This is a genomic window from Pseudonocardia nematodicida (genome assembly GCF_040105385.1).
Classification (GTDB): Bacteria; Actinomycetota; Actinomycetes; order Mycobacteriales; family Pseudonocardiaceae; genus Pseudonocardia; species Pseudonocardia nematodicida.
This window is the reverse complement of sequence record NZ_JBEDNQ010000014.1, coordinates 69438-81231: the sequence shown is the minus strand read 5'-3', so window position 1 is coordinate 81231 and position 11794 is coordinate 69438. Positions and strand designations below refer to the sequence as shown.

At 75.3% G+C, this 11794-nt stretch carries 10 protein-coding genes; 8 read left to right on the top strand and 2 right to left on the bottom strand.

Going from position 1 to position 11794, the window contains the following annotated elements; translation table 11 throughout:
• Nucleotides 1-42: 42 nt before the first annotated feature.
• Entirely contained in the window at nucleotides 43-1185 is a 1143-nt protein-coding gene (locus WIS52_RS28115) for a Glu/Leu/Phe/Val dehydrogenase dimerization domain-containing protein (protein WP_349301547.1), read from the bottom strand.
• 353 nt (nucleotides 1186-1538) lie between these two features.
• On the opposite strand from WIS52_RS28115, the gene WIS52_RS28110 reads away from it, so the two are divergent.
• From WIS52_RS28110 to WIS52_RS28080, 7 genes are all read left to right on the top strand, one after another.
• Nucleotides 1539-2519 (top strand): LysR family transcriptional regulator, encoded by a 981-nt coding sequence (locus WIS52_RS28110; protein WP_349301421.1) that lies wholly within the window; start codon nucleotides 1539-1541, stop codon nucleotides 2517-2519.
• A gap of 173 nt (nucleotides 2520-2692) precedes the next feature.
• The gene (locus WIS52_RS28105) at nucleotides 2693-4207 is read left to right on the top strand and encodes a molybdopterin-dependent oxidoreductase (RefSeq protein WP_349301420.1); all 1515 of its coding nucleotides are present in this window, start codon (nucleotides 2693-2695) and stop codon (nucleotides 4205-4207) included.
• 178 nt (nucleotides 4208-4385) lie between these two features.
• Entirely contained in the window at nucleotides 4386-5060 is a 675-nt protein-coding gene (locus WIS52_RS28100; RefSeq protein ID WP_349301419.1) for a fasciclin domain-containing protein, read from the top strand.
• A 68-nt stretch (nucleotides 5061-5128) separates the two neighbouring features.
• Entirely contained in the window at nucleotides 5129-6769 is a 1641-nt protein-coding gene (locus tag WIS52_RS28095; RefSeq protein WP_349301418.1) for a molybdopterin-dependent oxidoreductase, read from the top strand.
• Between the two features lie 45 nt (nucleotides 6770-6814).
• Entirely contained in the window at nucleotides 6815-9442 is a 2628-nt protein-coding gene (locus WIS52_RS28090) for an arabinosyltransferase domain-containing protein (RefSeq protein WP_349301417.1), read from the top strand.
• A 96-nt stretch (nucleotides 9443-9538) separates the two neighbouring features.
• Nucleotides 9539-9940 (top strand): VOC family protein, encoded by a 402-nt coding sequence (locus WIS52_RS28085; RefSeq protein WP_349301416.1) that lies wholly within the window; start codon nucleotides 9539-9541, stop codon nucleotides 9938-9940.
• 278 nt (nucleotides 9941-10218) lie between these two features.
• On the top strand, nucleotides 10219-10707 hold the full coding sequence (locus tag WIS52_RS28080) for a beta-class carbonic anhydrase (protein ID WP_349301415.1): 489 nt from the start codon (nucleotides 10219-10221) through the stop codon (nucleotides 10705-10707).
• 57 nt (nucleotides 10708-10764) lie between these two features.
• Here WIS52_RS28080 and WIS52_RS28075 read toward each other — a convergent pair whose 3' ends face one another.
• On the bottom strand, nucleotides 10765-10968 hold the full coding sequence (locus tag WIS52_RS28075) for a hypothetical protein (protein WP_349301414.1): 204 nt from the start codon (nucleotides 10966-10968) through the stop codon (nucleotides 10765-10767).
• Between the two features lie 587 nt (nucleotides 10969-11555).
• On the opposite strand from WIS52_RS28075, the gene WIS52_RS28070 reads away from it, so the two are divergent.
• On the top strand, nucleotides 11556-11747 hold the full coding sequence (locus WIS52_RS28070; RefSeq protein ID WP_349301413.1) for a hypothetical protein: 192 nt from the start codon (nucleotides 11556-11558) through the stop codon (nucleotides 11745-11747).
• Nucleotides 11748-11794: the final 47 nt, after the last annotated feature.

Here is an 11794-nt window from a genome sequence, read left to right as displayed (position 1 = left end):
CAGCGCGGCCGGGCGACGCCGGTGGGGTGGGCCGGCGAGGGATCAGGGGATGACGACCGGGGCGGTGACCGGCGCCGGGGCGTCGGCCCAGCGGTGCCCGGTCTCGCGCGGGGTGACCCCCTCCTCGGCCCAGGCGGCGAGCAGCTGCGGGACCTTGGCGTGCATCACGGTGCGGAGCCGGTCGAACGAGGTCGCCGGGTCGTCGTCGACCTGGCCGAGCAGCAGCCACCAGGCCCAGGCCACGGCCCCGGCGTTGGCGACGAAGTCCGGCAGCACCGGCACACCGCGGGCGGCCAGCATGGCCTCGGCCTCCGGGGTGGTCGCCGCGTTCGCGGCCTCCACGACGACCCGGGCCCGGACGTCGTAGGAGTTGTCCGGCGTGATCGCGTAGGAGATCGCGGCCGGGACCAGGATGTCCGCGTCGGCGGAGAGGATCGCACCGCGCGGCAGCTGCTCGACGCCGTCGGGCAGCCGGCTGCGGTCGACCTCGCCGTAGCCGTCGCGCAGCTCCAGCAGCGCCGGGACGTCCAGGCCGTCCGGACAGTGCAGGGTGCCGGCGGCGTCGGCGACGGTGGTGACCGTCATCCCGGCCTCGTGCAGGTAGTAGGCGGCGGCGCCGCCCATCGTGCCGATGCCCTGGATCGCGACGGTCGTCTCGGCCGGGGTCTGCCCCCAGGACACCGCGGCGGCCAGGCAGGCGTGCGCGACGCCGTAGCCGCCGATCACGTCACCGAGCAGGAATCCGCCCTCGACCTCGGCGTTCAGTCCACGCCGGACCCGCTCCAGGGTGGCCGCCGGGTCGGCCGCTCGGCTGATCGCGGCGTGGTAGCTCTGCCCCAGCCCGAGCTTCTCGAAGACCTCGTCGATCAGGTGCTGCGGGACGCCGAGGTCCTCCGCGGTCACCCAGTGCGCGTCGATCCACGGGCGCATGGCCTCGCAGAACCGCTCGAGCACCTCGAGCGCGCGCGGGTCCTTCGGGTCGAAGTCGATGCCGCCCTTGGCCCCGCCGATCGGCAGGTCGAAGGTGGCGGTCTTGTTGGCCATGCCGCGGGCGAGGTCCTCGACCTCGGACAGCGTGCAGCCGGCGCGCATCCGGGTGCCACCGGTCGCCAGGCCCGCGCGCAGCGTGTGCACCACGAGGTAGCCGACGGCCCCGGTGACGGAGTCGTTCCACTGCAGACGCATGTACGGCTCGGTCCGGGGTGCGACCGGGACCGTGACGGCGGGCGCCGGCGCGCCGGGGGTGACCTGGATCGTCGTCGCCGGGGTGCTCCCGGCCGGGTTCTGCATCGTCGTCATGGCGACCCACCTCTCCGTCGTGCCGTGCTCCGGTGGTGGCCCGGGGGGAGACAGGCACACCGGCACCGGCCCGCGGCGCGGGCCGGTCTGAGTCCTTGTGTGTGGGTGGACCTCGTCGTCCCCGGTCGGTGGCCTCCGGCCGGTGACCCCCACACTGCGGCCGCGATGCCCGTGGCGTCCATTTACGGATCATTCACGGCGCTGTGCAGCGCTCCTGCACAACGTCCTAGGCTCCGTCCATGGACCTGTCGCTGCCCCGCCTGCGGATGCTGCGGGAGCTGCACCGACGCGGCACGATCACCGCGGCGGCGACGGCGCTGCACTACACGGCATCGGCGGTGTCCCAGCAGCTCGCGCAGCTGGAGCGCGACGTCGGCGCCCGGTTGTTCGAGCGCCGCGGACGCCGGGTCCAGCTGACCGACCTCGGGGTGCTCCTGGCCGAGCACGCCGAGGAGATCCTCTCCTCGGTGGAGCGCGCGACCCAGGCACTCGAGGAGGCCGGCGAGTCGGTCACGGCGAAGCTCACCGCGGGGGTCTGGGCCTCGGTGGCCTCCGGCCTGCTCCCGGACGCCCTCAACTCGCTCGCCCGCACCCATCCCGGTGTCGAGGTCCGCACCCGGGAGCTGGCGCCGGAGGCGACGGCGGCGGCGGTCCGAGACGGCGCGCTGGACCTGTCGTTCGTCATCGACTACTCGAACTACCCGATGACCTGGGACCCGGGCCTGGAGCGCGCGGTGATCGCGGTGGAGCGGCTCTACGCCGCGGTCCCGGCCGGGGTGGTGCCGGCGGCCAGCGTCATGCTGGCCGAGCTGGCCGAGCAGCCGTGGATCCTGTCCCCGCCGCGGTCGCACTTCGGGCACGCGGCGCGACTGGCGTGCCAGTCGGCCGGGTTCGAGCCCCGGGTCGTGCACGAGGTCGAGGAGCAGGCGACCGCGATGGCGATGGTGGCGGCCGGGTTGGGGGTGACCCTGGTGTCCGACCTGGGGCTGGCGCTGCGCCCGCCCGCGGTGGACATCATCGCCCTCGGGGACGCGCTCACCCGCACCGTGTCGGTGGCCTCCCGCACCAACACCGCCCGTCGCGCCGCGCTGCTGCTGGTGGTCGACGCGGTCCGCACCTCGGCGACCGAGAAGGGCCTCGGCGCGGACAGCCCGGTCCCGGCACCGGCGGTCCCGGAGGACCCCACCCCGGAGGTGCCGGCGGCGCCGGGCGTGTCCTGAACGCATCGGGAAAACGCACGATCGACCTTTCCCGGATTCAGCCGAACCGTCCGCACTCCCCTTGGCGAAGATCGGGTGTGCAGATCGACGCGACACCCGCCGGGAACCGGACCCCTCCCGTTCTCGGGCGCTCCGTCGCGATCGGGGTGCAATTGCCGGCGATCGTGGCGGCGGTGGCCGCGGGCCATCTGGTCGCGGGACTGCTGACACCGGCGTCGTCACCGTTCGTCGCGGTCGGGGACACCGTGGTGCGGCTGTCGCCGCAGCCGGTGGTCGAGTTCGCGAAGGCCGCGTTCGGGACCGCCGACAAGCCCGTCCTGCTGGCCGGGATCGCGGTCCTGCTGGTGCTCGGCGGGGCGGCCGCCGGACTCGCCGCACGACGACGCCCGGGACCGGGCACCGCGGCCGTCGCCCTGCTCGGGGTGCTCGGTCTCGCCGCGGTGCTGTCGTCCCCGGCCCTGCGGCCGGTCGACCTCGCGGCTCCGCTGGCCGCACTGCTGGTGGGGCTCGCGGTCCAGCGTGGACTGCACCGGGCCGCGCGCGCGGCCGCCGCGTCACCCCCCGGAGCAGGCCGCGACGGCAACGGGGACGGCAGCGGGGTCGGCCGGGTCGGGCGCCGCTCGGTGCTCGTCGGCTCCTCGGCCGCGGTCGCCCTCGCCTCGCTGGCGGCGGGCGGCGCCGGCGTCGCCCTGGCCGCGTCCGGCCGCGGGATCGCCGACTCCCGGACGGTGCTGACCCGCCGGCTGGCCGCGGCCGCGCTCGCCGAGACCGCGCCGCCGGTGCCCGCCTCGGCGTCGTTCCCCGGCACGGTCCCGTTCGTCACCGCGAACGCCGACTTCTACCGGATCGACGTCGCGCTGCAGATCCCCGCCGTCCGCGCCGAGGACTGGACGCTGCGGGTGCACGGCCGCGTCGACCGCGAGCTCACGCTGACCATGGACGACCTGCTCGCCCGGCCGTTGGTCGAGCGGACCATCACGATGACCTGCGTCTCGAACACCGTCGGCGGCGACCTGGTGTCGACGGCGCGGTTCGTCGGCGTCGAGCTGGCCCCGCTGCTGCGGGAGGCGGGCGTCGATCCGGCGGCCGACCAGTTGCTCTCGACCAGCCGGGACGGCTGGACCGCGGGGACGCCGACCGCGACGGTGCTCGATGCCGGCCGGGGCGCCCTGCTGGCGATCGGGATGAACTCCGAGGCGCTGCCGGTCGAGCACGGTTTCCCGGTCCGGATGGTGGTCCCGGGGCTCTACGGCTACGTCTCCGCGACCAAGTGGCTGTCCGAGCTCGAGCTGACCACGTTCGCCGAGCAGAGCGTCTACTGGCGCGACCGCGGCTGGGCCGAGCGGGCCCCGATCAAGACGCAGTGCCGGATCGACGGCCCCGCCGGGTTCGCCACGCTCCCGCAGGGACGGGTGGAGGTCGTCGGCACCGCCTGGGCCCAGCCGGTCGGGATCACGGCCGTCGAGGTCCGGGCCGACGGCGGCCCGTGGGTCCGGGCCGAACTGGCGACCGAGGTCAACACGAACACCTGGCGGATGTGGCGGGCGGAGCTCGACCTCGGGCCCGGCAGCCACGTCCTCGAGGCCCGCGCGACCGACCGGCGCGGGCTCACCCAGACCGAACAGCGCGTCGACCCGATCCCGGACGGCGCGACGGGATGGCCCTCGGTGCTCGTCTCGGTCGCCTGACGCCCGCCGCGAAAACGGCGGAGAAACCGTTTCCGCGGGCCTCTGCGTGCCGTTTTTCATGCGCCCCGAATCCTCCGAAAAATCACCGGAGAATCTGCGAACCGGAACGAACCCGCCACCCGAACAACGTCATGACTGTCCACGATGGATATTCAATTTCACCGGAAGGAAAACCGTGATGCGCGCGTCCCGCACCCTCGCCACCGTCGGCCTGTTCGCCACCCTCACCCTCGGCCTCGCCGCCTGTGGTGGCGGCGCCGAGGAGCCCGCCGAGCCGGCCCCCGCCCCACCGATGTCGAGCGCCCCGGCCTCGCCGGCCGCGTCCGACGGGGTCACCACCAACGACGACGTCTTCGGTCCCGCCTGTGACCAGCTGCCGCAGGGCGACGAGCCCGGTTCGCTGAACTCGATGGGCCCGGAGCCGGTCGCCACCGCCGCGAGCACCAACCCGCTGCTGACCACTCTGGTCACCGCGGTCGGCGAGGTCCCGGGCCTGGCCGACACACTCAACCAGCAGGAGGGCATCACCGTGTTCGCCCCGGCGAACCCGGCCTTCGAGGCCGTGCAGCAGCAGCTGGGCGAGGAGCAGTTCAACGCGCTGCTGGCCGACACCGACACGCTGCAGGGCCTGCTCTCCTACCACGTGACGCCCGAGCGGCTCGACGCCGCGGGCATCGTCGAGAAGGGCACGCTGACCGAGCTCGCCGGCGGCGACATCACCATCGGCGGCACCGCGGACGCGCCCACCGTGACCGACGGCCAGGGCAACACCGCGAACGTCCTCTGCGGCAACATCCCGACCGCGAACGCGACCGTGTTCGTGATCGACAAGGTGCTCATGCCGCAGGGCTGACATCCACGCGAGTCGACGGGCCCGGGGTGCGAACCCCGGGCCCGTTCCCGTACGAACACCGGAGTGTGATGCCCGAACCGGTACCGGGCCCGGAGCCGCTGTCCCGCGGGCGGGCCGTGCTGACCGGCGTGCTGGGCGTGGGCTCGGCGCTCGCGGCCGGGGACCTCGTCGCCGGGCTGGTGTCGCCGCCGTCGTCGCCGTTCCTGGCGGTCGGCGACCAGTTCGTCCGGCTCACCCCGGAGTGGCTCAAGGACGCCGCGATCGCGGCGTTCGGTGTGTACGACAAGACCGCGCTGCTGACCGGGATGGGGGCGGTGCTCGGCGTGCTCGCGGTCCTGGCCGGGCTGGTGGCGCGACGCCGGCCCGGTCCGGGGCTGGCGGTGATCGCCGGGATGGGCCTGCTGGCGGCGGTGTGCACGCAGGCGGCGCCCACCGCCGCGCCCGCGGACCTGCTCGCCCCGGCCGTCGCGCTGGTCACCGGTGTCGCCGTGTTCGCCGGACTGCACCGGGCGCTCGGCGTCACCGATCCGGGTCGCGTGCGTCCCGGCGGCGGGACACGTGGGGCCGCCACACCCGGCGCGCCACCGGCTCGACGAGCGCCGGCGGACCGTGCCGAGCCGTCCCCGGGCCTCCGCTCCGCACTCCGCGACGCGCCGGTGCGCCGTCGCCGCGCGCTCACCCTGGCCGGCGGCGTCGCGCTCGGATCGCTGGCCGCCGGCGCCGCGGGGCGGTTGCTGGCGTCCCGGGCCGGTGCGCAGACGGTGATCGCGTTACCGGCCGTGGCGATCGACCGGGTGCCCCCGCCACCGGCCGGCGTTGACCTCCCGGGCGCGCCGTCCTGGCTGACGCCGGTCGGCGACTTCTACCGGATCGACACCGCGCTGCAGGTCCCGCGGATCGACCCGGCGTCCTGGACCCTGCGGATCCACGGGATGGTCGAACGCGAGCTCACCCTGACCTTCGCCGAGCTGGAGGCCCGGCCGCTGGTCGAGCGGCCGATCACCATGGTGTGCGTGTCCAACCCGGTGGGCGGGGACCTGATCTCGACCGCCCGCTTCCTCGGCGTCCGGCTGGCCGATCTGCTCGCCGAGGCGGGCGTCCGCACCGGCGCGGAGCAGCTGCTGTCCACCAGCGTCGACGGCTTCACCACCAGCACCCCGGTCGACGTGGCCACCGACGGGCGGGACGCGCTGCTCGCGATCGGCATGAACGGCGCCGCGCTACCGGTCGAGCACGGCTTCCCGGTGCGCATGGTGGTGCCCGGCCTGTACGGCTACGTCTCCGGCTGCAAGTGGATCACCGACATCGAGCTGACCACCTGGGACGCCGCGCCCGCGTACTGGACCGAACGCGGCTGGGCACCGCGGGGGCCGGTGAAGACCCAGTCCCGGATCGACACCCCCGCGGCCGGGGCGTCGGTGCCCGCCGGCCGGGTCGCCGTCGCCGGGACCGCCTGGGCGCTGCACGTCGGCATCACCCGGGTCGAGGTCGCCGTCGACGACGGACCCTGGCGCCCGGCCGAGCTCGGCGCCGACGGCGGGGCCGACACCTGGCGGATGTGGCGGACGACGGTCGACCTCGCGGCGGGCGCGCGCACCCTGCGCGTGCGCGCGACCGACCGGACGGGCACGGTGCAGACCGAACAGGAGCAGCCGGTCGTCCCCGACGGGGCGACCGGATGGAGCGCGGTGCCGGTGACGGTGGTCTGATCCGGTCCGCCGCTCCCCACTGCCCGGACGACGACCCGGAAGACGATGCGCACCCACACCGACATGCGCCGGCTCGCGACGGCGACCCTGGTCGCCGGCCTGCTCGCGGCCGTCCTCGCCGCGCTGGTGCCGCTCGCCCCCGTCGAGACCCGGGAGACCACCGTGGAGTGGCCGCCGGCCGGCGACCGGCCGGTGTCGACGACGGCCGCCTTCGTGCCCTACGCGCCGGAGTCGGTGCGGGTGCTCGTGCCCTGCCGGGTGCTGCGGGACGCCGAGGACCGCGCCCGTCCGACGACCGTCGTGTCCTCCGAGCGGGTGGGCGAGGGCGGGACCGGGTTCACCGTGCTCGTCGACGGCGGCGACGTCCGGGTCCGGGTCGGCGGGCGGGAGATCGACCGCACGGACGTCGGTCCCGGCACCGCCTGCGACCGGTTGCTCATCGCCGACGCCGCGGGCACCACCCTGACCGCCGGCGACGACCCGCCGCGGGTGTTCCCCGGCGACGTGGTGCGCAGCGTCGCCGCGTTCACCACCGAGCTCTCCCCCGCCGAGGCCGACGGGCTGCGGGTCACCGCGCGCACCGCGGACTGGTTCGTCGCCGAGGCGACCGGGACCAAGTGGGTGCTGCTCGGGCTGCAGTGGCTCGCCGCCGCGGTCGCGCTGGTCCTGCTGTCCCGGCTCGCCGGGGACCGTGCCGAGCGCCGGGCGGGTGCCGCGCGGCTGCGGCGGGCCCGGCTCGCGGCGCTGCGCTCGCCGTCCGGCGCCGGGCGGACCGTGGCCGACGTGCTGGTCGTCGGCACCCTCGCGGTGTGGACGGTGATCGGCCCGCTGAGCACCGACGACGGCTTCACCGAGGCCATCGCCCGCAACACCGGCGGCGACGACCTCGGCAACGTCTACCGCTGGAGCAACGCCTCCGAGGCGCCGTACACGCTGGTTATCCGGATGGTGCAGGCGATGACCGAGGCCGGCGCCGGTCCGCTGCTGCTGCGGGTGCCGTCGGTGCTGGCCGGGATCGCGGTGTGGGTGCTGGTGTCGCGGGTGGCGCTGCCCGCGGTGCTGCCGCGCCGGCACCGCGCGGCGTGGGTGCGCGGGGTGCTGGGGCTGGCGCTGCTGGCGTGGTGGCTGCCGCTGAACCTGGGGGTGCGGCCGGAGCCGTTCGCGGCCCTCGCGACGACGGCGGCGCTGTGCTGCGCGCTGCGGGCCGCCGCCCGCCCGGGACGCAGGCTCGGGTGGTGGATCGGGACGGCGGCCCTGGCGTCCGGTCTGGCGCTGGCCGTGACGCCGTCGTCGGTGACGGTGGCCGGGGCGCTGGTACTGCTGGTCCCGGCGATCTGGCGGCGGCTCACCCGGCCGGCGGGGGGCGTGCTGCCGGGGCTCGCCGGGGTGGCCGCCGCGCTGGGGATCGCCGCGGCCGGGCTGACCACGGTCTTCACCGGCCAGAGCCTCTACACCGTCGCACGGGCCACCGAGATGCACCGGTTGTACGGGCCGGTGGAGCCGTGGTTCCGGGAGTTCGTGCGCTGGGAGTACCTGCTGGGGTTCGGCACCGAGCAGGGCGGGCTGGGCCGCCGGGTGCCGGTGCTGCTGACGATCGCGCTGCTGCTCACCGCGCTCCCCCTCGTCGCCCGCGGCGCGCACCGGTGGGCGCCCGGGCTGCGGTGGGCGCCGGTGCCGCTGGTCGGCGTCGCGCTGGGGTTCGTCCTGCTCGCCCCGACGCCTTCGAAGTGGACGCACTACTTCGGCACGCTGGCCGGGACCGGCGCGCTGGCCGTCGCCACCGGGTGCGTGCTGGTGCTGACCGCCGCCCGGCTGCGCCCCCGGGACGCGACGGTGCGCGGTGCCGCCGCCGTCGGCACCCTCGCGGCGGCCGGGCTGGCCGCGCTGGCCTACACCGGGCGCAACGAGTGGTTCCTGTGGTCGTCCTGGGGCGTGCCGCGGGCGCAGGGGCCGTTCACGCCGCTGGACTCGCCCCGGAACTGGCTGCTCGGCTCCGCGCTGCTGGGCGCCGTGGCCGTCGTCGCCGTGGTCCTCGCCCGCCGCCGGGCGGGACGTGCGCCGGCGACCCGGACGGTGTCGGGACGGGTGCTCGCCGCGCTGCCCGCCGGGGTGGTGCTGACGGCCCTGCTGGCCGGGGTCTCGGTGGTGGTGGGGTCGCTGGCCGTCGCCCCGGCCCGGCAGGGCACCGGCTACTCGGTCGGCGGGCAGATGGCCGGTGAGCTGGCCGGGCGGCCCGGTTGCGGCCTCCTCGACCACGTCACCACCACCGCCGGCGAACCCGTCGTACCGCTGCTGCGCGAGGCCGACGGGCCCGTCTACGGCGACTGGTCGATCCTCTGGGCGGCACCGTGCCTGCGCGAGCTGCCCGCGGTCCGCGCAGGGCTGGCGCAGACGCCGCGGTACCTGGTGCTGGGGCCGTCGTCGCTGGGGTTCGCCCTCGACGTGTCCTTCACCGACGCCGTCGGCGGGAGCTTCGCGCCGATGCGGCGCACCACCACCGAGGCGCCGCTCGCCACCCGGATCGACTCCGCGGCCGGCCGGCCGGCCCAGGCGGACTGGGGCTCGATCGTCCGGATCGACACCGACCTCGCCCGGGACACCTACGACGTCCGGTCCGCGCCGGTCCGCCGCTGGGGCTGGGAGGGCGACCACACGCCGTTCCCGACGGGGTGAGGAGCCCGTCCGGTCGGAGGGGTCGGCCGGGCCGCGACGGCTGCTACACAAGGGGCCCGCGGGCACCGGGCCCGCCCGGAGCAAGGGAGCTTCACCGTGGCCTTCCCCGGTCTGCAGCACGTCGCGATCACCGTGTCCGATCTGGAGCGCAGCACCGCCTGGTACACGGCACTGTTCGGTGCCGGACCGGTCCTCGACGAGGACGAGGAGGGCGGCCGCTTCCACCACACCGTCTTCGCCCTCGACGGCGGGATGCTGTTCGGCCTGCACACCCACCAGGGCCGGGAGTCCGGCGAGACGTTCGACGAGCAGCGCACCGGCCTCGACCACGTCGGGTTCGCCTGCGCCTCGCACGCCGAGCTGGAGCGGTGGGCGCAGAAGCTGACCGACCTGGGCATCGCGCACGAGGGCGTGAAGAAGGCGCACTACGGCAGCGGGGTCTCCTTCCGGGACCCGGACAACATCGCGCTCGAGTTCTTCGCCGCCCCGGGCTCCTGAACGGACCTGGCTCCTGAGCTGACACGGGCTCCCGACTTTCCGAGGGCCTGTCCGGACAGGCTCCGGCCGTGTCCACCGGCCGAACGATCGGTTGCGCCCGGTCGGTGACACACGGTCGAATCATGCGGTGATGCGCACCTTGCTCGAGCCGTTCTGGCCCAGCCGGCGCAGCACGCAGTTCGACCAGTGGTGTCGGTGGGCCGCGTAGCGACCCGCGCCCGGGTCGCGGCGCGGCCGCACCCGTGCCCCCACCTGCCCACCGACTCCGGGAGGATCCCGTGTCCGTCACCGACGAACTGCTCGAGAACAACGCCCGCTACGCCGAGAGCTTCTCCGGCCCGCTCCCGCTGCCGCCGGCCCGCAAGGTCGCGGTCGTGGCCTGCATGGACGCCCGCCTGGACGTCTACCGCATCCTCGGCCTGGCCGAGGGCGAGGCGCACGTCATCCGCAACGCGGGCGGTGTCGTCACCGACGACGAGATCCGGTCGCTGGCCATCAGCCAGCGGCTGCTCGGCACCGAGGAGATCATCCTCATCCACCACACCGACTGCGGGATGCTAACCTTCACCGACGACGGCTTCACGCAGTCGATCCAGGACGAGACCGGGCTCACGCCGCAGTGGTCGGCCGAGGCGTTCGCCGACCTGGACACCGACGTCCGCCAGTCGATCGCGCGGATCCGGGCGAACCCGTTCGTGCCGAAGAAGGACTCGGTCCGCGGGTTCGTGTTCGACGTCGCGACCGGGAAGCTGAACGAGGTCGTCTGACCTCTGGGCCCCTCCGCGGGCCCGGACCGGCGTACCGGTCCGGGCCCGCGGCGTGTGTCAGACCGCCCGCGGACGGCGGCGCAGCGCGTTGCGTGCCACCGCGAGGTGCTGCGCGACCTCCGCGGTGATCAGCTCGGCGTGCAGCCCGTCCGCGTACTCCGTGCGGAGCGCGCGGTGCCGTCGCACGAGGGCCTCGAGGCCGTCGAGCAGCTGGGCGCCGGGGTCGGTCGGACGGTCGGTGGCCGGAGCGGGTGCGCTCATCGTGGGTCTCCTGTGGAGGGTGTGCCGGTAGGGGTGGGCGCGGCGCCGTCGACCCGGCACGCGCCGCCCGCCACGCTCGCGCCACCCGGCGCCGCCGAGGGCGACGGCGAGGTGCAGCCCGGAGGAGTCCGATGTGGACATGTGGGACCGCTTCCTGCCACGCGGGGAGGCACGCGGCGGTGGTGAGGAGTGCGGGACCTGGTCGGGCGTCAGGCGCGACAGGCCGCGCTGCACACGCGGAGCAGGTCGACGTGCCGCCGGTAGCGGGAGTGGTGCGCACCGCGCCGCTCGGTCGACCGCATGGTTCCTCCATCGTTCCCGGCGGGAGCACCCACACCCGCGTACTGCGGGGGGTTGCTGCGGCGTCGTGGAGCCGGGTCTCTCGGCCGCTCGGTGATGGGACTGCAGCCGAGAGTACGGAGACCGGGCACGGGCGTGTCAACCGACACGGTCCGAACCACGCGTTCCGTCCCGCGGAGCCGGACGGGCCCCGTTCCGGGGCCGATGTTGTCCGGACAACTCGTCCGGATTCCTGGCCGCTGGACACCGGGTTGTCCGGAGAGGTGCCCGGCCCGCACGCTGTCCGGGTGACGACGCGCCAGGGCCGGCCTTCGCGCCCCGGTCCGCGTCCCCGGGGTGCGCACAGCGCCGCGACCGACACCTCCAGCCGCACCGACGACGTCCGTGCCGTTCGCCGGTCCGTCCCGGTGCTCGCGACGGGCCTCGAGCCGTTCTGGCCGAGCCGCCGCGCGCCGCTGTTCAACGAGCTCTGTCGCTGACCCGTGCGAAACCGGGGCGTCGCGCCCCGGTGCCCCGGTCTGTCCGC

Coding starts and splice junctions, on each gene's coding strand:
- WIS52_RS28075 (WP_349301414.1), bottom strand. CDS start 10,968: ATGAGCGCACCCGCTCCGGCCACCGACCGTCCGACCGACCCCGGCGCC.
- WIS52_RS28100 (WP_349301419.1), top strand. CDS start 4,386: ATGCGCGCGTCCCGCACCCTCGCCACCGTCGGCCTGTTCGCCACCCTC.
- WIS52_RS28090 (WP_349301417.1), top strand. CDS start 6,815: ATGCGCACCCACACCGACATGCGCCGGCTCGCGACGGCGACCCTGGTC.
- WIS52_RS28095 (WP_349301418.1), top strand. CDS start 5,129: ATGCCCGAACCGGTACCGGGCCCGGAGCCGCTGTCCCGCGGGCGGGCC.
- WIS52_RS28115 (WP_349301547.1), bottom strand. CDS start 1,185: ATGCGTCTGCAGTGGAACGACTCCGTCACCGGGGCCGTCGGCTACCTC.
- WIS52_RS28110 (WP_349301421.1), top strand. CDS start 1,539: ATGGACCTGTCGCTGCCCCGCCTGCGGATGCTGCGGGAGCTGCACCGA.